The sequence below is a fragment of the Paenibacillus sp. E194 genome, assembly GCF_000935845.1.
Taxonomy (GTDB): domain Bacteria; phylum Bacillota; class Bacilli; order Paenibacillales; family Paenibacillaceae; genus Paenibacillus_B; species Paenibacillus_B alvei_B.
On record NZ_JMDX01000066.1, the window covers coordinates 1 to 26,186 of the forward strand.

Genomic DNA, 26,186 nt, shown 5'->3' on the forward strand with positions numbered 1-26,186 from the left:
GCAGGTTCGTGACGATGGTCCGAAGGCTCATTTGAAAAAAGCAGGAACGCCAACGATGGGTGGCGCAATTATCTTACTTGCGTTTGCTCTCTCTTTCCTTAAATTTTCGGTGATGGATACCGATTTCTATGTGCTGCTTATCGCAACACTTGGATTTGGCTTAATTGGATTTTTAGATGACTATATTAAAATTATTTTTAAACGTTCGCTCGGTTTAACTGCAAAGCAGAAGCTGATTGGACAGCTCATTTGTGCGGGACTCATTTGTTTCCTGTTGTGGCAGTCCGGTCACAGTACAGTTATTTCGATACCAGGGACGTCTCTAGGGCTTGATTTCGGATGGTTCTACTATCCGTTCATCGTCCTGATGATGCTTGCCGTGAGCAACGCGGTCAACTTCACAGATGGCTTAGATGGCTTGCTTGCCGGTACAAGTGCGATTGCCTTCTCGGCATTTGCAATCATCGCGATGCAGGCATCGGAAATATCGGCTGCGGTCAGCGCAGCAGCCATGGTTGGCGCAGTGCTCGGGTTCCTCGTGTTCAATGCGCATCCCGCTAAGGTATTCATGGGTGACACAGGCTCGCTCGGGATTGGTGGAGCCATTGCAGCGGTAGCGATTCTAACGAAGACAGAGCTGCTCATCATTATTATAGGTGGTATCTTCGTCATTGAAATGCTGTCGGTAATTATTCAGGTCGTATCCTTCAAGACACGCGGCAAGCGCGTGTTCAAGATGAGCCCGATCCATCATCACTTTGAATTGTGCGGATGGTCGGAATGGCGAGTAGTTATCACGTTCTGGCTTGTGGGAATCGTATTAGCCGGACTTGGATTATGGATCAACAAGGGGATGTAACGAATGAATCACCCAGAAACGTATCAAGGGAAGCGCGTCGTTGTACTTGGCTTAGCCAAGAGCGGCGTCAGCGCAGCGCAATTGTTCCACAAGTTCGGTGCGATTGTCACCGTCAATGATAAGAAGGATCGCGACAAGTGCCCCGAAGCTTCGGTATTAGAAGCTTTGGGCATTTGTGTTGTATGCGGGCATCATCCAGATGACTTGATCGATGAGCAGGTATCGCTTGTAGTCAAAAATCCGGGAATCCCCTATTCGGCTCCTCCAGTAGCCCGCGCTGTGGAACTTGGCATCGAGGTCGTTACGGAGGTAGAGGTTGCGTATCAGCTAAGTCCAGCTCCGATTATCGGGATTACGGGAAGCAATGGAAAAACGACAACGACAACATGGGTAGGCAAGACGTTGGAAGCTGCAGGAATGAAGCCGATTGTTGCAGGCAACATAGGCACTCCGCTTTGTCAAGCGGCTCAGGAAGCGGACGAGGACAATACACTGGTCGTGGAACTTAGCAGCTTCCAGTTGAAGGGGACAAGCGCTTTTCGCCCTCGCATTGCATGCTTGCTTAACATTGCTGAGACGCATCTTGACTATCATGGCTCGATGGAGGATTACGTCAATTCGAAGGCACGATTATTCGCCAATATGGGTAGTGAAGATATTGCGGTGCTGAACGCAGATGATGAGACTTGCTGTAGTCTTGCATCCGATATTCAAGCGACGAAGTGGTGGGTATCTTCGATGAAGCGCGTGGAGCGAGGTGTATTCGTAGAGCCATCCTATGAGGTTGAGGCAAAGGAAGAGGAGCGAATGATCGTTTATGCAGATGGCTCAGGCCCAATGCATCGGATTCTTTCTGTCGTGGAACTCGGCATCCCAGGGCGATATAACGTGGATAACGCCTTGGCGGCGTGTGCCATTTCGATTGCTGCAGGTGCAGAGCCTTCAGCACTTGCAGAGCCTCTGCGTTCGTTCCAAGGGGTAGAGCATCGTCTTGAATTCGTATGCGAGCAGGACGGTGTGAAGTACTACAATAACTCTAAGGCTACGAATACGAAGGCTACCCTGATGGCGTTGGGTGCATTCGAACGCAATATTATTCTTATTGCGGGTGGACTTGACCGGGGGCTGGACTTCCATGAGCTGATCCCCATTATGGCAGAGCGAGTGAAGGCTGTTGTTACGATGGGCCAAACACGTCACATTATGAAACAAGTTGCCGAAAAGGCAGGTTTAACGGATATATCTGTCGTCGACAATGTAGATCATGCAGCCGGCGCAGTGAAGGAAGCTGTTGTTATGGCGCACGCTTATGCGAAGCCAGGCGATATCATTCTCTTGTCACCAGCATGTGCAAGTTGGGACATGTTCCCGTCATATGAAGATCGGGGACGCATGTTTAAAGCGGCGGTGCATAGTCTGTAGTAGGGGGGTGTTCAAGCCCCTACATTGTCCTAATAGAGGTGTACCGCATGGTCAAAGCACGCACTGCGCCCGATTTGTGGCTAATCGTCTCGGTACTGTCCCTGCTATCGATCGGTATGATTATGGTATACAGCGCCGGTGCTGTTCTCGCCTTCCGGGAATATGGAGATTCGTACTATTTTGTTAAGCGTCAATTGCTGTTTGCTCTGCTGGGGATTGCTGCGATGTTCGTTACGATGAATACGGACTATCGCGTATGGAAGCGATATGCGAAGATTGGACTTCTTATTTGCTTCGTGCTCCTGATTGTTGTTCTCATTCCGGGAATCGGCAATGTTCGGGGTGGGGCGCGAAGCTGGCTAGGAATCGGTTCGTTTGGCATACAGCCGTCCGAGTTTATGAAGCTCGGGATGATTCTGTTCATGGCCAAAATGCTCTCCGAAGAGCAAACGAGCATTACGAGCTTTACAAAGGGGCTGCTGCCGCCGCTTGCGATTATGGGAACGGCGTTCGGACTTATTATGCTGCAGCCGGATCTCGGTACAGGAACGGTCATGGTTGGTGCAGTGCTGCTTGTTATTTTTGTGGCGGGAGCTCAGATGAAGCATTTGATGTCGCTCGCTGCAGTTGGGGTAGTTGGGTTCGTTGGACTCGTGCTTGCTGCGCCCTATCGGCTTCTGCGGATTACCGCATTTCTGGATCCTTGGCAGGATCCGCTGGGGGCTGGATACCAATCGATTCAGTCGTTATTTGCTATAGGGCCAGGTGGTCTTATGGGACTAGGCCTCGGTGCAAGCCGCCAGAAATACAGCTATGTGCCTGAGCCGCAAACTGATTTTATCTTCTCGATTTTAGCAGAGGAACTAGGGTTTTTAGGTGCAGTTACGGTTTTGATTTTATTTCTCATCTTAGTGTGGCGCGGGATGCGAACTGCTCTGACGGCGCCTGATAAATTCGGCAGCCTGCTGGCGGCAGGCATTGTTGGAATTGTGGCAGTTCAAGTGATCATCAATATTGGTGTCGTAATTGGACTCATGCCAGTTACGGGAATAACGCTGCCTTTAATTAGTTACGGTGGCTCGTCGCTGACCTTAATGCTGACTGCACTAGGAATTTTACTGAATATATCACGTTATGCGAGGTGAATGTCATGCGCGTCGTGCTTAGCGGTGGCGGGACAGGTGGACATATCTACCCGGCAGTCGCCATTGCAAGGGAATGCGAGAAGCAATATCCCGGCAGCGCTTTTTTATATATTGGAACAGAGAAGGGATTGGAGAGTCGTCTCGTTCCTGAAGAAGGCTTGGATTTTCGGGCAATTGAAATTACAGGATTTCGCCGCAAGCTTTCAATGGAAAACTTCAAGACGATCATGCGTTTCATTCGCGGTGTAGGCAAGGCCAAAGAAATGCTGCGGGAATTCAAGCCTGATGTAGTCGTTGGAACGGGTGGATATGTGTGCGGTCCCGTTGTATACGCTGCGGCGAAGCTTGGAATTCCAACCGTCATTCATGAACAGAATGTGATTCCGGGCTTGACGAATACGTTTCTAAGCCGATATACGAGCACAGTTGCGGTTAGCTTCGAGCAATCGGCTCCGTATTTCAAGAAAGCAAAAAACGTAGTTTATTGTGGGAATCCGCGAGCAACGGCAGTGATGGAAGCGGAGAAGGCACGCGGCTTCGCGACTCTCGGATTGCCGAGCGACAGCCGAATTGTCCTCATCGTAGGCGGTAGCCGAGGTGCGAAGGCAGTGAACGAAGCGATGATCGGCATGGCGCCATTACTGAAGCAATTGCCGGATGTACACTTCGTGTATGTGACGGGGCAGAACTATTATGAAAATACACGGAAGGCTGTGCTGCAGACGAGTGATGCAGTCCGCAATCATCTGCATGTCCTGCCTTACATCAGCAACATGCCTGAAGTGCTTGCGGCAACAACGCTCGCTGTCAGTCGAGCGGGAGCTTCTTCACTTGCAGAGATGACTGCTCTCGGAATTCCTTCCATCTTGATCCCGTCGCCAAATGTGACGAACAATCACCAGGAAGCGAATGCGCGCTCTTTGCAGGATGAGGGAGCAGCCATTATGATTACCGAGAAAGAACTGTCGACAGAAGCTCTGTTCGGCCATATCAAGTCGTTGATGACTGATGAAGCGAAGCGAAAAGACATGTCTGATGCTGCCAAGTCCTTTGGACAGCCTGACGCAGCTGCAAGAGTAGTAGCTGAATTACAACGATTATCGGGCAAGTAAGCTTGCCCGATTTTTTTGTGCCTAATTTACGAGCATAAGGGGCTTGATGCAGCTACTGTCCTGAAATTGTAAGGATGTCATATAGTAGAAGAATCGGGAATGGGCTCCTGTCACACAACGTTTCGCCCGAACATAATATACTCTATACATCGTGACAGATTCCCCCAGACCGCTGCCTCGTCGTACACTCTTCAAGATTGCACGACTTGTGAATATGAACCTAAGTATAGCTGATGGCAGCTCACAGTCCCTGTGAGATGGTGTGGCGTGGCTTTGCCACGGAAGCGAGGAAGGCAAATTGGTTATGCTGGAGCGACCCTCCATTCATGAAGATGGAGCTATCCACACGCAGTGTAGAGCTGTCGAGGCTTGAATATGCTGAGCGCATTCATGAACGGTCTGAAGCGCCGTATCCATGAGTGCAGGCGCGCACGGGTCGGATGTGTCACGAATAATTGATACTGCTGAGATTGAACTGGGGATAGGGAAATTGGTGAGTGAAATGACGGAACCTGTGCAGTTTTCACATACGGCCCTCTGCGCTGCTTAACAGGTTTGTCGGAAATGCGATGCTATGCTCTTCAGCATAGGGGATGCCAATTTCATTGTTATCACCGGTCAAGCAACAGCGTCAGACGTGCTTGCCCTTATAGCGTGCATTCAACAGATGATTCAAGAGAAACAATCATGCAGCGTTGGTGCCGAAAATCGAGTAGTGGGTGAGCGGTAATCTCGGAGGTGACACATTGGACAAATTGGTGATTGAGGGTGGAAAGCCTCTATCTGGTACGATTCGTATCCAAGGAGCTAAAAATGCCGCTTTACCAATTATGGCAGCCTCGATTCTAACCGATGGCATCGTTAGGATAGAGAATGTTCCGCAATTGTTAGACATCGAAGTCATGCAGCACATCATGCGAAGCCTGGGCTGCAGGACGATCCAAGATGGAGGGACGGTCTCCATTGATGCGTCAGGCGCCCATTCTACGCATGTGCCGGAGGATTTGATGCGCCAGATGCGTTCTTCTATTTTCTTGATGGGGCCACTGCTTGCAAGGTTCAAGGAGGTTCACATCTATCAGCCGGGTGGCTGTGCAATCGGTGAGAGGAAGATTGATCTGCATCTGCGTGGACTGCAGTCATTAGGCGCAGAGCTGGAGCATTGCGGCAATCGAATCACATGCCGTGCAGAACGGCTTATAGGGACAGATATTCATCTTGATTTTCCAAGTGTTGGTGCCACGGAGAATGTGATGATGGCAGCCGTTCTCGCTGAAGGAACGAGCGTCATAACGAACGCAGCAAGAGAACCGGAAATTGTTGACTTGCAGCATTTTCTGAACAGCATGGGTGCGGATGTGTCAGGAGCTGGTACAGATACGATCGTCGTTGAAGGCGTTACGAAGCTAAGAGGAAGCCAGTATGAGGTAATGCCTGATCGCATTGTAGCGGGTACGCTCATGATTGCCGCTGCGGCAACCCGAGGAGCAGTAACGCTGACCAATGCGCATGCGAGCCATTTGACTTCGCTAATCCATATCCTGCGCCGCGCCGGTGTTCAGATCGCAACGAGTGATGGTATAATCAACGTAACTAGCTTCGGTAGAGCGAAGGCTGTAGAGCGAATTGTAACGTCGCCATATCCTGCGTTCCCGACTGATTTGCAATCTCAGCTGATGGTGTTACTGTCACTTGCTGATGGGGTAAGTGTGATGAAGGAGACGGTATTTGAAGGCCGTTTCCGGCATGTCGAGGAACTCGCCCGAATGGGAGCAGATATCCGGGTTGATCTGAGTAATGCATTTATTAAAGGTGTGCCAGAATTGTATGGTTCGACAGTTGAGGCAACTGACCTGCGCGCAGGAGCGGCGCTCGTTATTGCTGGGCTTGCTGCAAGCGGCCGCACCGTCGTAGAGAATGTTCATCACATTGATCGAGGCTACGATTGCATCGAGCATATGTTTACGAGGCTCGGCGCGAAGATTGACCGAATCATGTCAGTGCCTAAGCTTGATATTGCCAACGGATAATGCAATAATTTATACTCGGTCCCCTTCTTTGATACGGAAGGGGACTGTAATAATTCTCGTAATGATGTTTCTAGTTACTTTGAAATGTGTATTGATAGAAGGGGATGAATCCAGTGTCATTGAGAACGATACCCCCGCTGCCTGATAAGCCGGTGAGGAAGAAACGGATAGGTGGCAGAGTGAAATGGCTGCTCCTCTTCCTTCTAATTGTGCTGCTTGTTGTCCTGTTCTTCAGGTCATCCATCAGTAAAATAAAAGAAGTTCGCTGGATTGGGAATCACCTCGTCAGCTATGAACAATTAAGCAGTAGCAGTGGTGTGAAGCCGGGTGAGCCGTATTTCGGAACGAGCGAAAGTTCTGTTGCGGAACGAATCAAGGCGGAGTTCTCATTTGTCAAATCGGTTCAAGTGGACAAGCAGTTCCCAGGAGTCATTGAAATTTATATTCAAGAATATGCTCCAGTCGCTTATGAGTTGACGGAAGATGGAAGCATCCAAGCTTGCTTGGAGAACGGTGCAGTGATCTCGCTGAAGGACAAGCAGAAGCTTGTACTGGAGAAGCCGGTTCTTACGCAGTGGGAAGGACAAGCTGAATTGAAGGCCGAGCTAAGCAAGGCACTTGCGGCTACGCCAAGAGGGCTGCTGGCTGATATTTCGGAGATTCGCTACTACCCGTCCTCTTCCTATCCTAATCGGATTAAGATGTATACACGTTCTGGGTTCGAAGTGGTGACGACTGTGCCTCTACTTCCTGATAAGATAGCTTACTTGAGCGGTGTCGTGGAATCTCAGTCTCCTGGACGGATAACGATGCTGAAGGCTGACTCGTATATTCCATATTCCAGCCTGCCCAATGACATTGAGGCTCTCGAAGGAGCCAAAGAAGACAATGGAAAAGCTGATAGCTCAGAGCAGAATAAGGAAGGCACCGGCTCGGAGAATACAAATGAGAAAGTACGTGGATCTGAGCAGGAAAAAGGAGCTGGCGCAGAGAATGATATAAAGGAACCTGAGAAAGGCCAAGAAACAAACAAGGAAACGGAATAAGACAATGGTTCATCCATGAATGAGCAAAATATGGAGAGAGAAAAAAACTCTACTCAATAAACGGAAAAAATGCTAGAATAAAACTTATGGGTATTACCGTTCTCTCCTTCTTTTTTCTTCACGTTTTTAAGAAAGAAGACGATAACTGCTTATATGGAAGGAATTTGTCTTCAAAAAATTTGTAGAAAAAAGAGGGAATGACTAAACTTTGTTGAATACATACAAAGTGTCCGGGGATACAAACATACCAATTGATTGGGAACTAGGAGGTGCCACGGGTTGAGCAGCAATGACATCATTGTGAGTTTGGACATCGGTACATCCAAAGTGCGTGCTATCATCGGGGAAATTAACAACGGAACGCTGCAAATTATCGGCGTTGGATCTGCTGACTCAGAAGGTATTCGCAAAGGTGCGATTGTAGATATTGATCAGACTGTCCAGTCAATTCGTAATGCGATAGAGCATGCGGAGCGAATGGTCGGCATTGAAATTACGGAAGTGTACGTAGGCATATCAGGCAATCATATCGGCTTGCAATCCAGCCATGGAGTTGTCGCGGTATCGAATGAAGACCGTGAGATTGGCGAAGAGGATATTGAGCGTGTGCTCAAAGCAGCAGAAGTTATTGCTTTGCCACCAGAACGTGAAATCATCGACGTGGTTGCAAAGCAATATGTTGTTGATGGACTGGAGGATATTCATGATCCTCGAGGCATGATTGGCGTTCGCTTGGAAGTCGATGCCACGATAATAACTGGCGCGAAGACAGCTGTACATAACTTGTTGCGTTGTGTGGAGAAGGCTGGCTTGCATGTCAAGGATTTAATATTAATGTCGCTTGCCGGAGGGCAGTTGGCATTATCTAAAGATGAGAAGATGATGGGCTCCGTCCTTGTAGACGTCGGTGCAGGTGCAACGACTATTGCTGTGTTCCAAGATGGAACGCTTGCTGCTACGTCTACATTGCCTATCGGCGGGGACTTCGTTACGAATGATATTGCATACGGTCTTCGTACCATGTCTGACCATGCAGAGAAAGTTAAGCTGAAGTTCGGCTGTGCATGGATTGAGGATGCGCTAGAGGATCATGTGTTCAAAGTGACGCGTATCGGCAGCAATGTGGAGAAGGAATTCAATCAAGTATTCCTTGCCAACATCATCGAACCGCGTATGGAAGAAATATTCCATCTTGTCAAGAATGAAGTGAAGCGACTAGGCTTCACGGAATTGCCAGGTGGGTATATTCTGTCTGGAGGCACAGTCTCGATGCCTGGAGTTCTCAATTCGGCGCAAGTTGCCTTGCAGACTTCGGTACGAATCGCAGTACCTGACTTTATTGGTGTACGCGATCCAGGATTCGTAAGCGGTGTTGGGGTATTGCATCATGTGTTGCGCTCCGTTCGTCCACGCAGTGCAGGTGGCGCCAAGAAAGCGGCAACTCGGAAGCCAACTCCAATGGAATCATCAAACAAACCTAGCTTCATTGATCGGTTAAAAATATGTTTAGTGAATTCATTTAATAAAGTTGACTTCAGGCCATCGGTGCACAATGAAGAGGAGATGGAGGACTCATGTTGGAATTTGAATTTGAGATGGAACAGTTGGCCCAGATTAAAGTTATTGGTGTCGGTGGCGGCGGTAGCAACGCAGTTAACCGAATGATTGATAATGGTGTTCAGGGCGTTGAATTTATTACAGTAAATACGGATGCGCAGGCGCTTCACTTTGCGAAGTCCGAGCACAAGCTGCAGATCGGCGACAAATTGACGCGCGGTCTTGGTGCAGGTGCGAACCCAGAAGTAGGTAAGAAGGCTGCAGAAGAATCCCGCGAGTTGATCAGCAACACGCTGAAAGGCGCAGACATGGTATTCGTTACTGCCGGTATGGGAGGCGGAACAGGTACTGGTGCTGCTCCTGTAATTGCTGAGATCGCGAAGGAATGCGGCGCATTGACTGTTGGTGTCGTTACGCGTCCATTCACATTCGAAGGCCGCAAACGTTTTTCGCAAGCAGAAATCGGTATCGAAGCATTGAAGGAAAAGGTAGATACGCTTATCGTAATCCCGAATGACCGTTTGCTAGAAATCGTAGACAAGAAGACACCAATGCTGGAAGCTTTCCGCGAAGTTGATAACGTACTCCGTCAAGCTGTGCAAGGTATTTCTGACTTGATCCAGGTACCAGGTCTTATCAACTTGGACTTCGCGGACGTGAAGACGATTATGACTGAGCGTGGTTCTGCCTTGATGGGTATTGGTGTTGCGAACGGTGAGAACCGTGCTGCTGAAGCTGCACGCAAGGCGATCATGAGTCCATTGCTCGAGACTTCCATTGATGGTGCTCGTGGTGTCATCATGAACATTACAGGTGGCGCAAACCTGTCCTTGTATGAAGTCAATGAAGCAGCAGAAATCGTTACGGAAGCTTCCGATATAGAAGTAAATATGATCTTCGGTGCGATCATCGATGAGAATATGAAGGACGATATTAAAGTTACGGTTATTGCGACAGGATTCGAGAGCAAGGCGGCTGCGCCAATCCCAGGACGTCGTCCAGCTACTAGCTCGACTAGTTCAAGCTCTGGCGAATCTCAGGAATCTCGTTCCTCGTCTACATTGCGTCCGTTCGGCAATCAACCAGCGTCTGATCAGCTGGACATTCCGACGTTTTTGCGTAACCGTCCACGTAACACAAATAACGATTAATAAGTACTACATTGCTATAAGCGTTTGCCGATTGAGGCAGACGCTTTTTGTTTTTTCCATGACCACCTCAGACGGCGATTAGCGCCGCTATCCAATGATCCTTTCCGATGAAGATTGGAATGATCGACAAAAAAAGTGCCATTCCACACCCATCATTAGACAGACTTCGAATACATCACTCTTTATACTAATTAATAACTTCCCAATAGTTGGCGGCAGAAAAAGGAGGGAAGCGCATTGACCGTCATCTATGCCGATCTTCTATTCGGCCTAAACTTGGTATTGGATTGGACGCTGCTGCGAATGACAGCGAAGATCCGCGGAATTCAGTTTTCGCGCTGGCGGATCATTGCCGCAGCAGGGTTGGGTACTGCGTATGCAGCAGTACTCTTTATTCCTTCCTATCCGATCCTCTATACGTATGTTGGCAAATTACTCTTATCTATACTTATGATCATCTTGGCGTTTGGATTTCAGAATGCCGGATATTTTCTTAAAAATGTTGCTGTCTTTTACTTTTCGGCCTTTGTCATTGCTGGCGGGGCATTTGGGCTGCAATATTTGCTGCAGGATGCGCGGGTTTGGTCGATATCTGATCGTGCGACACAATGGATGGATGCCTATCGCACTTCCTTTCAAGCTGGAATCGGATTTCTCGTAGTTGCTCTTCCTGCTTCTTACGCATTATTCCGTCTCGTATGGCGACATAGCGCAAGACAGCAGCAGGTAGTGAAGCAACTGGTGCAATTGGATATCTATATAGGCGATACAGTTCGACAATGTACAGGACTCGTAGATACGGGCAATCATCTGCGAGACCCACTAGGAGGAGCACCTGTAGTGGTAACGGAATCGAGACTGTGGGAGGGCGTTCTGCCTTCGGAATGGTTGAAGAGGCTCCGGTCAGAGCAGCCATTTGATATGCTTCAGTCTTGGAAGGGAACAAGTGAAGACGGAGGAATGCTGGACGAATCCCGACTGCGGCTCATCCCTTATCGTGGGGTAAATCGTGACATGCAGTGGATGATGGGACTGCGTCCGGATTCAATTCGAATACGCACAGAGAACGAGACTTATCTATGTACGAAAGTAATTATCGGGTTGGATGGCGGGATATTGTCACATGATGGTGCCTTTCAAGCTATCGTGCATCCGGATTTGCTGCAAACTTCAGAGAACGAGTCTACTTTTCATGATATGCCGGATTCTACTCACCGTGCTTCGTAAGCGGCCTGCTAGAATGAACATTGCTATTATTCTAACGAATGTACTGATGTACCTATACGAACGACCCTGTCATCACTAAGTTTTAGGAGGATTGGCGATGCGTTTGCAATGGAAACTAAGGATGCAGCTTCACTATTATCGGCTGTTGTTCTGGCTAGGACTGAAGCGGGATGAAATTTATTATATTGGCGGAAGTGAGGCGCTGCCTCCACCGTTAACCAGGGAAGAAGAGGAATTTTTGCTGTCACGGCTGTCGACCGGGGAGTCTGCAGTACGTGCAATGTTGATTGAGCGTAATTTGCGTCTCGTAGTATATATTGCACGCAAATTTGAAAATACAGGCATCCATATTGAAGATTTGGTCTCGATCGGTGCTATTGGGCTGATTAAGGCTGTTAACACATTTGATCCAGAAAAGAAAATCAAGCTTGCGACTTACGCATCGCGCTGTATCGAAAATGAAATTTTGATGTATTTGCGGCGCAACAGCAAAACAAGAACAGAAGTATCCTTTGACGAACCGCTCAATATTGATTGGGACGGCAATGAACTGTTGTTATCGGATGTACTCGGTACAGAAAATGATACGATCTATAAAAATATTGAGGAGCAGGTCGACCGCAAGCTGCTGCACAAAGCCTTGGATAAGCTAAGTGATCGGGAACGAATGATTATGGAGCTGCGCTTCGGATTAACGGATGGAGAAGAGAAGACACAGAAGGATGTGGCCGATATGCTAGGCATATCCCAGTCGTATATTTCGCGTCTTGAGAAGCGGATTATTAAGCGTTTGCGCAAAGAATTTAATAAGATGGTGTAAACGTTTCACTGCTTGAACGGGTGCGGAAAACGGCTCGATTGGAACAGATCAGGCGCAGGAATCGCAGGAATAAAAAAGCACCCCGGGGAGATAATGTACATTAATGTTTCATCCCTGGGAGGTAATACGAATGACCCGAAACAAAGTCGAAATTTGCGGTGTCGATACATCGAAGTTGCCCGTCCTCACGAACGCCGAAATGAGGGAATTGTTCGTGTCATTACAGGAGCGAAACGAGCTATCGGCTCGGGAGAAGCTGGTAAACGGTAATTTGAGGCTCGTATTGAGTGTGATCCAGCGATTTAACAACCGAGGCGAATTCGTTGATGACTTGTTCCAAGTTGGCTGTATTGGATTAATGAAGGCCATTGACAACTTCGACCTTGGTCAAAATGTTAAATTCTCTACATATGCGGTTCCGATGATTATCGGAGAAATTCGCAGATACTTGCGGGACAATAACCCGATCCGGGTGTCCAGAAGCTTGCGGGACATCGCGTATAAAGCATTGCAAGTGCGCGACTCCTTAACCAATCAGAATTCTCGTGAACCGACGATTCACGAAATCTCGGAGGCGCTGAATGTTCCGAAGGAAGATGTCGTGTTCGCACTTGATGCGATTCAAGATCCTGTGTCCTTGTTCGAGCCAATTTATCATGATGGTGGCGATCCGATTTATGTGATGGATCAAATTAGCGATGAGAAGAATAAGGACGTGTCTTGGATCGAAGAGATCGTGCTGCGTGAGGCAATGCGGAAGTTGAACGAACGTGAGAAGATGATTTTATCGATGCGTTTTTTCGAAGGCAAAACCCAAATGGAAGTTGCAGACGAGATTGGCATTTCACAAGCGCAAGTATCGAGGCTGGAGAAATCCGCAATCAATCAGATGCAGAAGCATGTTCGCACGTAATACCTGATTTGAACAGATAAGCCGTCCGCGGTTAAGCGGCGGCTTTTTTTATGTCTGACAGGGCATTTTGCCCATTGCGTTCATATACTAAGGTATGTACGCTGGCTACGGTCAAATTCCTGGTGGAATGGTGATTGCGATGAAAATTTCTGATTTTCAAACGAAGGATGTAATCAACATTATCGACGGCAAGAAATTAGGTCAAGTAAGCGATGTAGAGCTCGATATGAAACAGGGAAGAATTGAATCCATCGTTGTTCCCAATTACAGCAAGTTTATGGGGTTGTTCGGCGGCGGAAGCGAGTTGATCATTCCTTGGCGAAATATTGTTAAGATCGGCGCTGATGTCGTTCTGGTGAAAATGGAGGAAATGAAGCAGGCGCGAACTGAAGAATATGACAGCACTGCCTTTGTACAGAAACAATAGGCTTCACTGTACGGTTTGTGGTAAACTGTACGGTGAGGTGATTATCGTCATGGAACCATTTCAATTACAGAAGCTTGAGGCAGCAGAAGGCCCTGTCCTATTGAACGTGAAGAAATGGACAGAAGCCTATCCAGAGCTGACGGCCGGTTTCACAACAAGAAATGGCGGCGTGAGCAGTGAGCCTTTTAACTCATTGAATTGTGCGCTGCATGTGCACGATAATGAAGCAGATGTCATCCATAATCGCGAGCTTGTCGCCAAAGCGTGCGGCATGCCATTTGAAGCATGGACATGTGGTGAGCAGGTGCATGGAAGTTATGTTCATGTCGTTACAGAGGAAGAACGAGGAAAAGGAAGACTGAATCGTGAAGATGCGATTCAAAATACGGATTCTTTGGTTACTGATGTTACGGGAGTTCTATTGACTTCATTTTATGCCGACTGTGTTCCATTGATGTTCTTAGATCCGATCCAGCGTGTGGTCGGTCTTGCGCATGCAGGGTGGAAAGGAACCGTCAGCAATATTGGCGCTGCAACGGTACATAAGATGCAGGAGCAGTTTGGCTGCCGTCTTGAGCATATTCAAGCAGCGATTGGACCATCGATTGGCTCCTGCTGCTATGAGGTGGACGAGCGCGTAATTGGCGAAGTACGGCATGTGCTCGCAGGCGATCCACAAGCGGAGCAAGTTCAGAATAATATCATCCGTCCGACAACATCTGGGCATGCTATGCTTGATTTGCGTGAATTGAATCGACATTTGTTGATCCAAGCAGGAATTTTGGCAACAAATATCGAATGTACTACACTGTGCACCGGCTGTAATATAGATATGTTCTATTCCCACCGAATGGAGGGCGGGACGACCGGTCGCATGATGAGTTGGATTGGCTGGAAGAAGGGATGACAGAATGACGCTGCAGCAACGAATCGAAGCTATAGAGCAGAACATTCGCTGCTTCATTCAGGTGAATATCTAGGGTGAGGAATCCAAGCATGGATTAGAACCGGAACAAGCCGCGGCATTTGTGGAGAAATTGCGCGCGTTTCCTCATATTGAGCCGATTGGACTAATGACGATGGCTCCATACGAAGCTGAACCGGAACAGACGAGCCCCGTATTTCGCAGATTACGGCAGATTACGTGAGTTGCGAGACGAATTGGGATCATCGTTGTCTATATCATTGCCGCACTTATCGATGGGGATGCCCAATGATTTTGAAGTCGCTGTGGAAGAGGGAGCGACATGGCTGAGATTTGGAACCGTCCTAGTTGGGAAGGAAGGGGAAACGTAATGGGTGTAATGAACCGATTTATGAATTTTCTAGGGCTTCAAGAAGAAGAAGAAATCATTGAGCGTGAGAAAGTAGTAACGGATATGAACGAGCAAGAGGTAGAAGCGCCGAATTTTGACCAGCGCAAATCCTCTAAGGCTGCTAATGTAGTGAGCATACACTCACAGAAGTCCTCCAAGATGGTGCTATATGAGCCGCGTTCTTATGATGAGGCCCAAGAGATTGCGGATCACTTGCGTTCACGGCGCTCGGTTATCGTGAATTTGCAAAGAGTTCGGAAGGATCAAGCTTTTCGGATTATTGATTTCTTGAGTGGCACGGTCTATGCATTAAGCGGAAACATATCCAAGGTTGGTGGAAATATATTCGTGTGCACCCCCGAGCAGGTTGAAATTCAAGGTTCCATCACAGAAATCCTACACGACGATTACGAAAACATGCAAACGAGGTGACCTTGTTGGAGTATCAGATTGCTGAATACGTGTATTACCTGTTCAACATATACAGATGGTTAATTATTGTTTATATTTTGATGTCTTGGGTACCTAATGTACGCGAGAGCTTTATCGGAGAGATCCTAGGCAAGATTGTTGAGCCTTATTTGGCTCCGTTCCGCCGTATTATTCCGCCAATCGGCGGGATGCTGGACATTTCCCCAATCGTGGCATTGTTCACACTTGAGTTCGTGTACAGAGGCGTAATTGCTGTACTTCAGTATTTTATTTAGCAATAGGTGAGTGCTAGCGATGACAGCAAATGAAAATATTTACTCGCACTTTCACCCTGATGAGCGTGTGTTTGTCGATCGCGCTGCGGAGTGGGTGGAACGTGCGGCGCAAGTCCACGAGATCCGTCGAACTGATTTTTTGGATCCGAGACAAGCTTTTATTGTGTCTACATTGGTCAATCGGAATGCTGATGTTCAGCTGCGCTTGGATGGAGGGCATGAGCATGCCGAACGCAAGCGTGCGCTCATTGCTCCCGATTATGTATACGCAGACGGAGAAGAAATGGGGATGCATGTCCTTCAAATTACTTCTTCCGACCGCAATTGGGGGCAGCTTGAGCATGGCGATTTCTTGGGAGCTGTGCTCGGGCTCGGCATAAAGCGAGACAAAATTGGTGATATTCACGTTAACGATGATCGTTGCCACATTGTGATCACAGAAGAGATTGGGGCTTTTCTGGATACACATCTGCGCCAGGTACATCGCGTGAATGTAATGACAGAGATTGTCCCAATATCCGCGCTTCGGACTTCTGATGCAGAGCTGAATATGATGTCCATAAGTGTTGCATCCCTTCGTTTGGATGGCATTGCAAGCGATGTATTCAGACTTAGCCGAACAAAGATCGTAACACCGATCAAGGCGGGACGATGCAAGGTGAACTGGAAGGTAGAAGAAAATCCGTCCACCCAGCTCCAAGCGGGGGATGTTGTCTCCCTTCAAGGGTTCGGACGATTCAAAGTAATAGAAATTGAAGGCGTATCGAAAAAAGGCCGCATGCGTATTTCGGTAGGTACTTATACACGTTGAGCTCGCTACAGTCTGTACGTTTGCAGGCTACGAGGGTTCGATAGGACATGCTTTGCCGCATGCTTTTGTAATTTTGAGGAGGTGCACACGATGCCATTGACACCACTAGACATACATAACAAGGAATTTAGCCGCAAGCTGCGCGGTTATGATGAGGACGCTGTTAACGAGTTCCTCGATCAGATTATTAAAGATTATGAAGCGCTAATTCGCGAGAACAAGGAACTGCAAAACCATGCAAATTCCTTGCAGGACAAGCTTGACCATTTCGCGAATCTTGAGGAAACCTTGAGCAAAACGATCATCGTTGCACAAGAAGCTGCGGATGAAGTGAAGAGCAATGCGAAGAAGGAAGCACAGCTTATCGTCAAAGAAGCTGAGAAAAATGCAGATCGCATCGTGAACGATGCACTGGCGAAGTCGCGCAAAGTTGCGCTGGAAGTTGAGGAGCTTAAGAAGCAATCCTCGATCTACCGTGCACGCTTCCGCACATTGGTTGAGGCTCAGATGGAGCTGCTCAATCAAGACGGCTGGGATGCGCTTGAGCGTGAAGAAGTGAAGGAAGTTAAAGAATTGTATTAGTCGTAGGGGTGGCTGATTGACATTTGCCGCAAAACACGATATAAATATGTATTAATAACGTGATATTCAATGACGGGAACGCGCTGACACGCCCATCCGTTCTTCAGAGAGTCGGAGAAGGTGAGAACCGACGAACGAATCGTGTTCAGACATCATCCCAGAGAAGATATGCCGAATGCAGTTGGTTGGATTAAGGCTAGCGTAGTAAGCATATCCGGATCCCCTCCGTTATTGGGGGCTTGTATGCTTGGATAAGCATGCATGATGAAGGTGCCGTACGACAATGTTGTAAGTCATTGTTGGACGGAACAAGGGTGGTAACGCGAGCAGAACCTCGTCCCTTTTTGGGAGGAGGTTTTTTTTGTTTCCTCAATTATGTATCGAAGAAAGGAAGTATCACTGTGAGAAAAGTTGATGTCAAAGAACGCGCCCGTGACCGGGAACTGCGCGTATTGGCTAAATGGAACGCGGAAGACACTTTTGCAAAGTCCATCGAGTATCGCGCAGACAAACCTAATTTCGTATTTTATGAAGGGCCGCCTACAGCAAACGGAAAGCCTCATATTGGGCACGTACTTGGACGTGTAATTAAGGACTTTATTTGCCGCTACAAGACAATGTCCGGCTATCGTGTCGTGCGTAAAGCGGGCTGGGATACACATGGTCTGCCTGTAGAGCTTGGTGTTGAGAAGCAGCTTGGTATTTCTGGCAAACAGGAAATTGAGAACTATGGGGTAGAAGCATTCGTTAAAAAATGTAAAGCGAGTGTATTCGAATATGAGAAGCAGTGGCGTGAGCTTACGGAAGCGATCGGGTACTGGACGAATCTCGATGATCCATACATCACGCTTGATAACAACTATATTGAAAGTGTGTGGCACATCCTGTCCACGATTCATAAAAAAGGATTGCTGTACCGTGGGCACCGTGTAAGCCCATATTGCCCATGCTGTCAAACGACACTCAGTTCGCATGAGGTAGCACAAGGCTACGAAACGGTTAAGGATTTATCTGCAACTGTGAAGTTCAAGCTGCATGACAATGGCGAATATGTGCTTGCTTGGACAACCACACCGTGGACATTGCCAGCACATGCTGCACTTGCGATGAATCCGAACATGGATTATGTGCGCGTTCAGCAAGAAGACGGTGTATATATCGTCGCGAAAAATCTGGTTGAAGATGTGATGCAGGGTGAGTACACGATCTTGTCTGAGCATAAAGGCGCTGAGTTCATTGGCAAGACGTATGCTGCTCCATTCCCATATGTTGTGCCTGAGAAGGGACATCTCATTGTCGCTGCTGATTTCGTAACAGATTCCAGCGGTACGGGTATCGTTCATATGGCTCCAGCTCACGGTGAGGACGACTATAAGAGCTGTCGTGAGAACGGAATCAGCTTCATCAGTGTCGTGAATGCCCAAGGCCGCTATAACGATGAGATTACTGATTTTGCAGGCCGCTTCGTGAAGGATTGCGATATCGACATCGTGAAGAAGCTGTCTGAGAACGGAACATTGTACTCCAAAGAGAAATACGAGCACAGCTATCCATTCTGCTGGCGCTGCAAAACGCCGCTTCTCTACTATGCGACAGAATCGTGGTTCATTGAGACGACAGCGGTTAAAGAACAATTAATAGCAAATAACAGCAAGGTCGACTGGTACCCTGGTCATATTCGCGAAGGCCGCTTCGGCAACTTCTTGGAAGACTTGGTGGACTGGAATATTAGCCGTAACCGTTACTGGGGCACACCGCTGAACGTATGGGTATGCGGATCCTGTAAAGGTGAATACTCGCCAGACAGCCATCAAGACTTGCGCGATCGTGCGACGACGCCAGTAGATGAGAACCTGGAGCTGCATAAGCCATATGTGGATGAAGTTAAGCTGCACTGTCCGCATTGCGAACACGGTGTGATGGAACGTACGTCAGAAGTTATTGACGTATGGTTCGATAGTGGTTCGATGCCATTCGCTCAGCACCATCATCCGTTCGGAGATGAGAAGAAGTTCGAAGAACAGTTCCCTGCAGACATCATCTGTGAAGGAATTGACCAGACTCGCGGCTGGTTCTTCAGCTTGCTCGCCGTTGCAACGCTGTATAAAGGCATAGCGCCATACAAGGCCGTTATCTCAACGGGTCACGTGCTTGATGAAAATGGACAGAAGATGTCCAAATCAAAGGGCAATGTTATCGACCCATGGGATATTATCAATGAGTACGGTACAGATGCATTCCGCTGGGCATTGCTGTCGGATAGTGCACCTTGGAACTCGAAGCGCTTCTCGAAGCAAATCGTAGCAGAAGCGAAATCCAAAGTAATTGATACGCTTGTGAACACGCATGCCTTCTATGCGCTGTATGCATCCATTGATCAATATGATGCTAGTGCATATGAAGAGCGTCCGTCGAACAACAAGCTGGATCGTTGGATCTTGTCTCGCTTGCATACGCTGATCGCAAGTGTAAGCAAAGGACTGCAAGCGAATGACTTCTTGAATCCGGCAAAAGCTATCGAGTCTTACATCGATGAGTTGAGCAACTGGTACATCCGCCGTTCCCGTGACCGCTTCTGGGGCAGCGAGATGACAGAGGATAAATTGTCCGCCTACCAAACGCTTCGCCGTGTTCTGCTCACGTTGTCCAAGCTTATCGCGCCATATGCTCCGATGATCGCAGAAGATATCTACATGAATCTTGGCGGCACAAGCGAGAGTGTGCACTTGGCAGACTATCCTGTTGCAGATCAAGCCTTGATCGATGCAGAATTGGAACGCGATATGGAAACAGCTCGCGAAATCGTTGAGCTGGCACGCAACGTACGTAATGAAACAGGCATCAAGACACGTCAACCGCTGTCTGAGCTTATCGTGTCCATGGATCGTGAGTTCCATCTGGAGGCTTATGAAGAAGTCATCAAGGAAGAGATCAATGTGAAGGAGATTCGTCTTGAGACAAGCGACTCCGGCTTTGTTGATTTCACATTGAAGCTGAACCTCAAAGTAGCGGGCAAGAAGTACGGCAAAAATGTCGGTGTCCTGCAAGGCGCTTTGAAGTCGATGGCTGCTGAGGACACTCGTCGTATCGTCGAATCCGGTGTATGGAGCTTTACGAACCAAGACGGTGAGAGCTTCGAGGTGACACGTGAGGAGCTTCTGATTGAGAAGCAAGCGAAATCTGGCTTCGCATCAGCATCAGGATATCAAATTACAGTCGCATTGAATACGGAGATTACGCCGGAACTCGAGCAAGAGGGCTGGGTTCGCGAAGTCGTTCGCGGCATCCAAGACTTGCGCAAGAAGCTTGATCTGCCAATTGAGAAACGGGTCGATATCGTTCTGGATGTCGATGCACAATTGCAGGCGGCGATTCAAGCGTTCGAGTCTACCCTACGTGATAACGTGCTCGTAGCGAACTTGTCATTTGGTTCCCAAGAGGGCATGGAATCCGTTGATTTGGGACAAAAGACGATCCGTGTCGCAATTGCGTAGCAGTTCCTGCGTATAGATGTTTCCAATTCAGGGGAATCTATAGTGGTCGTTAATCGCGGACGAGTATAAGAGGGGAGAGCGTTGACCTTGCAGATGGATAATCCATCTGTTCGGTCACGCTCTTTTTGCGATACAAGGGGATGCAGTACATCGGCTTTCACAGAGGAGGAAATGTCTGTATGACAGAGCATGATTCGAACAATTCTACAAATCCGCATAACCCAAGTGCCGAGCGTGAACAAACAATAATTCAACAAGAGGATGATACTCGCATAACCAAGGGTAAGGAGCAACTGACGGATTCGAGTTCATTGGATAATAATCAGAAAGAATCGAAAGCAGGCGGCTCGATCACCACTCCGCAAGATGAAGAAGATGCTAAAAAAATGATGAAGAGCATTCATGACTATACGCTGCAAATCGCACAAGCGATGGAGAAGTCTAGAATTTCAGAATACAATGAATTGCTTTTCAACCCGCGCAAGCTGATCTGGGTGAACCTCCTGGGTGGAGCGGCCCGCGGTGTTGGAATTGCGATTGGATTTACGATTTTTACGGCCATCATTGTCTATGTTTTACAATATCTAGGAGCACTCAATCTGCCTATCATCGGTGACTTTATTGCTGATATTGTTCGAATTGTTCAGCATCAGCTTGATACGAAGTTCTATTGATTCCCATCGTAATCGGCATCATAATCTTGATCAGGCTCGAATAACCCGACGCCCTCTTGGTTATCCATATATTGACGATATTGACGATTGCGAACGATAGATACATGGCGTCCTGTCATATCCGTAGCGACAAAGCTCTCATAGGCTTCAACACAGCCATCGAGTTCTTCGGATGCTTCGATATAGAGATTTCCGTAATCATCGACGTCGCGTTCTTCATGCATGGCAGGTGTATTGGATGTCCCCCAAGACTCGACTATTTGCCAAGCGTCTTCACCGTCGAAGCCATTTTGCGTATCTTCGTCAAGGCTTGTTCGTCCAAATGGAGGCATAAGGAACTGTTCTTCAATCGGCCGACGTTCAGACACTATCTGCTCAGGGGAATGCTCGATGCAATACATCGTGGAAGGGACGGCTTCAAGACGTTCATAAGGGATTTCCTTGCCGCATACAACACACTTGCCGTATTGTCCCTTATCCATGCGGGATAGGGCAGTATCGATGCGTTCGAGCAATATTTCATCGTGCTCATTTAGTGCGATGTCCTTACCGCGCTCGAACATCTCAGTACCAACGTCCGCGGGGTGATTGTCCAGTGTAGACAGCTCTCCCGTGTTTTCACGTAAGGAATTGGACAAACCATAATGATCTCCGTGATGTAGACGGCGCTCGATCTGAGCCTTGGATTGCAGCAATCGTTGTTGCAAGCTGTTTATTTGTTCAGAGGATAGTTGATTCATTCGTGCAGAACGCTCCTTTCGCGTTGGCGTAACTTATGTCTAGCATGCGCAAAATGAAGGACGTTCCTGCGTGGTAAATGGCGTAGACGTTGGATTGGTTTGGGTTCGGCTCCTATGATACAATGAGCACAGCTCCAAGTTCTTTCACACTTAATAAAAACTAAATGAGGTGACTGTGGCACGTGTGGTACTATATTATCGCCTTTATCGTTTTGCTGATTGATCAAGTAAGCAAATGGATGATCGCTACGAATTTGCAACTGAGAGAAAAAATTTCGGTAATTGGTGACTTTTTCTTGATTACGTCGCATCGGAATACGGGGGCGGCCTTCAGTATTTTAGAAAATCAGCGCTGGTTCTTCATTGTCATTACGATAGTGGTAGTAATCGGACTTGTATGGTATATGCAGAAGATTAAACACCAGAGTGGGGTCATATTGCCACTGGGACTCAGCTTGATCTTAGGTGGGGCGATTGGCAATTTTATCGACCGTCTGCTTACAGGGGAAGTTGTTGATTTCCTGCAATTCAATTTCGGATCGTACACATTCCCAATATTCAATGTAGCAGATATGGGAATTTGTATCGGCGTAGGACTGGTACTGCTTGATGCACTCGTTACCGTTAAGCGGGAGAATCAATCTGGCACGGGTACACCTGCAGAACAACAAGATCATAACTCGAACCAAGCATAGGTTTAGCACAGAGGGGATAGTAAGCAATGACAGAAGAACAACGATTGCAAGAACAAGCAGGGGACGAAGGTCGAGAACCTTACATATGGACGGTTGAGTCGGCTAATGCGAAAGATCGGATCGACAAATTTATTACAGAGTCAATTGAAGAAGAGGTTTCTCGGTCACAAGTACAAATATGGATACGTGATCAGCATGTGCTCGTGAATGGTAATCCAGTGAAGCCGAACTACAAAGTAGCAGCCGCCGATGTCATTACACTGACAATGCCTGAGCCGGAGTCAGCTGATATTGTAGCTGAGGATATTCCGCTGGATGTATATTTTGAAGACAAGGACGTTATTGTAATCAATAAGCCACGTGGTATGGTTGTCCATCCAGCACCAGGACATACGTCGGGGACGGTTGTCAATGCATTGATGTTCCATTGCCGTGATTTGTCCGGTATTAACGGCGAACTTCGTCCTGGAATTGTTCATCGAATTGATAAGGACACATCTGGCTTGCTGATGGCGGCCAAGCATGATCGCGCACATGTTCACCTGGCAGCACAGCTGAAAGAGCATTCGGTTACACGGAAATATGTGGCGCTTGTGCACGGGAATGTGCCTCATGATCAAGGAACAATCGACGCCCCAATTGGGCGTGATACCCATGATCGGAAGATGTACACCGTAACCGAGAATAACAGCAAGCATGCGGTGACACATTTTAAGGTGATGGAGCGGTTCGGGGACGCGACCCTTGTTGAATTGCAATTGGAGACAGGTCGTACACATCAGATCCGTGTGCATATGAAATTCATTGGTCATCCTCTTGTCGGGGATCCAATGTATAGTCGAGGGACACGCGGTCTGACTATGATTGGACAGGCATTGCATGCCATGACGCTGGGATTCATACATCCTGCAAGCGGGGAGACTGTGGAACTTCATGCTCCGCTTCCGGAAGACATGGAGAACTTGCTTCATTCCATTCGTAATAGATAGTTGTTGTATAGTCTTAATTATGCAAATTAAACTATGATATTTAGTTGTAAAACAGTATATAATCTGATATTCGTGTGAAAAAAGTGCAAATTGTATTGAAGATCGTTCATTCCTTTCGTCGTCATTATCGAGCATAGTTATTACATTGGCATCATAACCGATATAAGACTGGTGCAGGAGAAGGGGCTGGATAAGTGACGACAGAATTTTATCAAAACACATATATTCAACATACATTTGCAGAGCGAATTGGCGGAGCCAATTACGGAAAAGACACGAATATCTACAAATTTGAAAAGATTAAACGAGCTAAGGCTGCTGCCAAATTACAGTTCCCTGATGTGGAACTGATCGATATGGGTGTCGGTGAACCGGATGAAATGGCTGACGCAGGTATCGTGGCTGCATTGGCAGAAGAAGCGTCCAAGCCCGAAAACCGCGGTTACGCTGATAACGGCATTACAGAGTTTAAGCATGCTGCGGCAACCTATTTGAAAGAAGTATTTCAGGTCGAAGGGATTGATCCAGACACTGAGGTACTTCATTCCATCGGTACGAAGCCAGCGCTTGCAATGCTGCCTTCCTGCTTTATCAATCCAGGGGACATCACGATTATGACGGTTCCTGGCTATCCGGTAATGGGCACGCACACGAAATATTTAGGAGGAGAAGTGTATAACATTCCGCTTACGGCGGACAATAACTTCTTGCCTGATTTGGATGCGATCCCTGAAGAGGTGTGCCAACGGGCCAAGCTGCTCTATTTGAACTATCCGAACAACCCAACTGGAGCAGTAGCGAGTATTGAGTTTTTCACCAAAGCAATTGCTTGGGCTAAGCAGCACAAGGTCATCATCGTACATGATGCCCCTTACGCAGCGTTGACCTATGACGGCAACAAGCCGTTAAGCTTCTTGAGCGTATCCGGGGCGAAGGATGTAGGGGTTGAGCTCCATTCCTTGTCCAAATCGTACAACATGACGGGATGGCGCATTGGCTTTATTGCCGGGAATCCGCTCATTGTGAAGGCATTCGGTGACGTCAAGGACAATAACGATTCCGGCCAGTTCATCGCGATCCAGAAGGCCGCCGCATACGGTCTGGCACATCCAGAGATTACAGAAGCGATCGCGGACAAATACTCTCGCCGTCATGACCTGCTGGTTGAAGCACTTAATGAAGCGGGCTTCCGCGCCGTTAAGCCGCAAGGTTCCTTCTTCCTCTATGTTGAAGCGCCAAAGGCGGTGCAGGGTGGGCCAGAATTCAGAACGGCTGAGGACTTCTCCCAATATTTGATTCGAGAGAAGTTAATCTCGACAGTGCCTTGGGATGATGCAGGACGCTTTATTCGGTTTTCAGTTACGTTCCAAGCCCGGGGCGAGGCGGAAGAGAAGCGTGTAATGAGTGAGCTCAAGCGCAGACTTACCGACGTTGAATATATTTTCTAAAATTTATGTGAGTACTATTGCTTGACATGGATCGTGAGAAGTGGGATAATCCAGTTAATCAAATAAGACCTTTAAATCAGTCCCGTGAGACTGGCAAGGTAACGCTCGTTTACGAGAAAGAACATTGAAGAGCGGAAGGAAGAAGCATGTCCGTCAGATGCCGAGAGCTATGATGGATCGCGAAGAGCCTCTACTTCTGCGCTGTAGCTTCATGCAGCTTCTTTCCGCACATTTCGTGAATGCACAACTCCTTGCCTACGGGCAAGGAGTTTTTTTGTATCTGCGCACACTATTGATATACAGCCTAGTCCTTACTCGAGTAAGGGCGGGAATACGGAAGGAGACAAAATCCAAATGAGCACGACCGAATTCAACATCATTATGGATGAAGCAGCGATTCGACGAGCACTAACACGGATCGCACACGAAATTCTCGAACGAAATAAAGGTATTGAAAACTGCGTACTTGTCGGAATCCGGACAAGAGGGATTTTCTTCGCAAGGCGCATTGCTGAACGAATCCAACTGATTGAGAATGTGAACATTCAAGTCGGAGAGCTGGACATCACGAGATATCGCGATGACAAGAAGCGGGAAGAGCGGGAGACGGCAGACATTAGCGAGCCATTCCCAATACAGGATAAGAAAATTATCTTGTGCGACGATGTGCTCTATACGGGGCGAACGATTCGTGCAGCAATGGATGCACTAATGGATCAAGGCCGACCGCAAATGATTCAGCTGGCGGTACTGGCAGACCGAGGGCATCGGGAATTGCCGATTCGACCTGATTATGTCGGTAAAAATGTACCGACTTCACGCACCGAAGAGATTGAAGTTGCCTTGAAGGAATTAGACGGCATCGATGAAGTGAAAATCGTACACCACAGGGGGTAAGCAGCAATGACAATACAGTTGGAACGTACGGTAAAAGACCGCAGCTTACTGGGCTTAAAGTCACTAAGCAGATTCGAAATCGAATCCATTTTGAATCGGGCCGCACACTGGGATGGGCAGGATG

25 protein-coding genes, 1 pseudogene and 1 other annotated feature are annotated in these 26,186 nt (G+C 47.8%); of the genes and pseudogenes, 25 read left to right on the plus strand and 1 reads right to left on the minus strand.

Annotated elements, in window-relative coordinates:
- The 21 genes and pseudogenes from mraY to AZ66_RS11585 all read left to right on the plus strand — a co-directional run.
- Positions 1 to 859 (plus strand): phospho-N-acetylmuramoyl-pentapeptide-transferase (gene mraY, locus AZ66_RS11495; RefSeq protein WP_044354994.1); only part of this gene is annotated, 859 nt, incomplete at its 5' end.
- A gap of 3 nt (positions 860 to 862) precedes the next feature.
- Positions 863 to 2,281 (plus strand): UDP-N-acetylmuramoyl-L-alanine--D-glutamate ligase, encoded by a 1,419-nt coding sequence (gene murD / locus AZ66_RS11500; protein ID WP_044354995.1) that lies wholly within the window; start codon positions 863 to 865, stop codon positions 2,279 to 2,281.
- Between the two features lie 47 nt (positions 2,282 to 2,328).
- Positions 2,329 to 3,426, plus strand: coding sequence for a stage V sporulation protein E (spoVE, locus tag AZ66_RS11505; protein ID WP_044354997.1), 1,098 nt, complete (start codon positions 2,329 to 2,331; stop codon positions 3,424 to 3,426).
- A 5-nt stretch (positions 3,427 to 3,431) separates the two neighbouring features.
- On the plus strand, positions 3,432 to 4,538 hold the full coding sequence (murG, locus tag AZ66_RS11510) for an undecaprenyldiphospho-muramoylpentapeptide beta-N-acetylglucosaminyltransferase (protein WP_044354998.1): 1,107 nt from the start codon (positions 3,432 to 3,434) through the stop codon (positions 4,536 to 4,538).
- Between the two features lie 574 nt (positions 4,539 to 5,112).
- Positions 5,113 to 5,268, plus strand: a complete 156-nt coding sequence (locus AZ66_RS31360; protein ID WP_156159952.1) for a hypothetical protein — start codon at positions 5,113 to 5,115, stop codon at positions 5,266 to 5,268.
- Between the two features lie 16 nt (positions 5,269 to 5,284).
- Entirely contained in the window at positions 5,285 to 6,568 is a 1,284-nt protein-coding gene (gene murA / locus AZ66_RS11515) for a UDP-N-acetylglucosamine 1-carboxyvinyltransferase (RefSeq protein ID WP_044354999.1), read from the plus strand.
- A 113-nt stretch (positions 6,569 to 6,681) separates the two neighbouring features.
- The gene (locus AZ66_RS11520; protein ID WP_044355000.1) at positions 6,682 to 7,614 is read left to right on the plus strand and encodes a cell division protein FtsQ/DivIB; all 933 of its coding nucleotides are present in this window, start codon (positions 6,682 to 6,684) and stop codon (positions 7,612 to 7,614) included.
- Positions 7,615 to 7,893: 279 nt separating this feature from the next.
- Positions 7,894 to 9,137, plus strand: a pseudogene (ftsA, locus tag AZ66_RS11525) (cell division protein FtsA).
- A 51-nt stretch (positions 9,138 to 9,188) separates the two neighbouring features.
- Entirely contained in the window at positions 9,189 to 10,322 is a 1,134-nt protein-coding gene (ftsZ, locus tag AZ66_RS11530; protein ID WP_044355001.1) for a cell division protein FtsZ, read from the plus strand.
- Positions 10,323 to 10,559: 237 nt separating this feature from the next.
- Complete coding sequence (gene spoIIGA, locus AZ66_RS11535) at positions 10,560 to 11,549, plus strand: sigma-E processing peptidase SpoIIGA (protein ID WP_044355002.1); 990 nt, start codon at positions 10,560 to 10,562, stop codon at positions 11,547 to 11,549.
- Positions 11,550 to 11,646: 97 nt separating this feature from the next.
- Positions 11,647 to 12,369, plus strand: coding sequence for an RNA polymerase sporulation sigma factor SigE (gene sigE / locus AZ66_RS11540; RefSeq protein WP_028531271.1), 723 nt, complete (start codon positions 11,647 to 11,649; stop codon positions 12,367 to 12,369).
- 130 nt (positions 12,370 to 12,499) lie between these two features.
- Positions 12,500 to 13,282: an RNA polymerase sporulation sigma factor SigG gene (sigG, locus tag AZ66_RS11545; protein ID WP_005548072.1), complete on the plus strand. Its 783-nt coding sequence runs from the start codon at positions 12,500 to 12,502 to the stop codon at positions 13,280 to 13,282.
- A gap of 139 nt (positions 13,283 to 13,421) precedes the next feature.
- Complete coding sequence (locus tag AZ66_RS11550; RefSeq protein ID WP_036592529.1) at positions 13,422 to 13,709, plus strand: YlmC/YmxH family sporulation protein; 288 nt, start codon at positions 13,422 to 13,424, stop codon at positions 13,707 to 13,709.
- Between the two features lie 49 nt (positions 13,710 to 13,758).
- Positions 13,759 to 14,616, plus strand: a complete 858-nt coding sequence (gene pgeF, locus AZ66_RS11555; RefSeq protein ID WP_044355003.1) for a peptidoglycan editing factor PgeF — start codon at positions 13,759 to 13,761, stop codon at positions 14,614 to 14,616.
- Between the two features lie 121 nt (positions 14,617 to 14,737).
- Positions 14,738 to 14,857, plus strand: coding sequence for a hypothetical protein (locus tag AZ66_RS32580; protein ID WP_231586839.1), 120 nt, complete (start codon positions 14,738 to 14,740; stop codon positions 14,855 to 14,857).
- A 147-nt stretch (positions 14,858 to 15,004) separates the two neighbouring features.
- Positions 15,005 to 15,457, plus strand: coding sequence for a cell division protein SepF (locus AZ66_RS11560; protein ID WP_021256744.1), 453 nt, complete (start codon positions 15,005 to 15,007; stop codon positions 15,455 to 15,457).
- 2 nt (positions 15,458 to 15,459) lie between these two features.
- Entirely contained in the window at positions 15,460 to 15,732 is a 273-nt protein-coding gene (locus tag AZ66_RS11565) for a YggT family protein (protein WP_036592436.1), read from the plus strand.
- Positions 15,733 to 15,751: 19 nt separating this feature from the next.
- The gene (locus AZ66_RS11570; RefSeq protein WP_044355004.1) at positions 15,752 to 16,543 is read left to right on the plus strand and encodes a YlmH family RNA-binding protein; all 792 of its coding nucleotides are present in this window, start codon (positions 15,752 to 15,754) and stop codon (positions 16,541 to 16,543) included.
- A gap of 90 nt (positions 16,544 to 16,633) precedes the next feature.
- On the plus strand, positions 16,634 to 17,125 hold the full coding sequence (locus AZ66_RS11575) for a DivIVA domain-containing protein (protein WP_021256741.1): 492 nt from the start codon (positions 16,634 to 16,636) through the stop codon (positions 17,123 to 17,125).
- A gap of 60 nt (positions 17,126 to 17,185) precedes the next feature.
- Positions 17,186 to 17,470: a binding site (T-box leader), on the plus strand.
- A gap of 56 nt (positions 17,471 to 17,526) precedes the next feature.
- The gene (gene ileS, locus AZ66_RS11580; RefSeq protein WP_044355005.1) at positions 17,527 to 20,619 is read left to right on the plus strand and encodes an isoleucine--tRNA ligase; all 3,093 of its coding nucleotides are present in this window, start codon (positions 17,527 to 17,529) and stop codon (positions 20,617 to 20,619) included.
- 350 nt (positions 20,620 to 20,969) lie between these two features.
- Entirely contained in the window at positions 20,970 to 21,293 is a 324-nt protein-coding gene (locus tag AZ66_RS11585; protein WP_442950286.1) for a DUF5665 domain-containing protein, read from the plus strand.
- Here the strand turns inward: AZ66_RS11585 and AZ66_RS11590 are convergent.
- On the minus strand, positions 21,287 to 22,033 hold the full coding sequence (locus tag AZ66_RS11590; protein ID WP_044355006.1) for a TraR/DksA C4-type zinc finger protein: 747 nt from the start codon (positions 22,031 to 22,033) through the stop codon (positions 21,287 to 21,289). The genes AZ66_RS11585 and AZ66_RS11590 overlap by 7 nt on opposite strands.
- Positions 22,034 to 22,215: 182 nt before the next feature.
- On the opposite strand from AZ66_RS11590, the gene lspA reads away from it, so the two are divergent.
- From lspA to pyrR, 4 genes are all read left to right on the plus strand, one after another.
- Positions 22,216 to 22,728 carry a signal peptidase II gene (gene lspA, locus AZ66_RS11595; protein WP_044355007.1) on the plus strand — a complete coding sequence of 171 codons (513 nt, stop codon included), beginning with the start codon at positions 22,216 to 22,218 and terminating at the stop codon, positions 22,726 to 22,728.
- A 26-nt stretch (positions 22,729 to 22,754) separates the two neighbouring features.
- On the plus strand, positions 22,755 to 23,717 hold the full coding sequence (locus AZ66_RS11600; protein ID WP_044355008.1) for an RluA family pseudouridine synthase: 963 nt from the start codon (positions 22,755 to 22,757) through the stop codon (positions 23,715 to 23,717).
- Between the two features lie 194 nt (positions 23,718 to 23,911).
- Positions 23,912 to 25,165 (plus strand): LL-diaminopimelate aminotransferase, encoded by a 1,254-nt coding sequence (locus tag AZ66_RS11605; protein ID WP_044355009.1) that lies wholly within the window; start codon positions 23,912 to 23,914, stop codon positions 25,163 to 25,165.
- 354 nt (positions 25,166 to 25,519) lie between these two features.
- Complete coding sequence (gene pyrR, locus AZ66_RS11615; protein ID WP_021258079.1) at positions 25,520 to 26,062, plus strand: bifunctional pyr operon transcriptional regulator/uracil phosphoribosyltransferase PyrR; 543 nt, start codon at positions 25,520 to 25,522, stop codon at positions 26,060 to 26,062.
- The last annotated feature ends 124 nt before the right edge of the window (positions 26,063 to 26,186 follow it).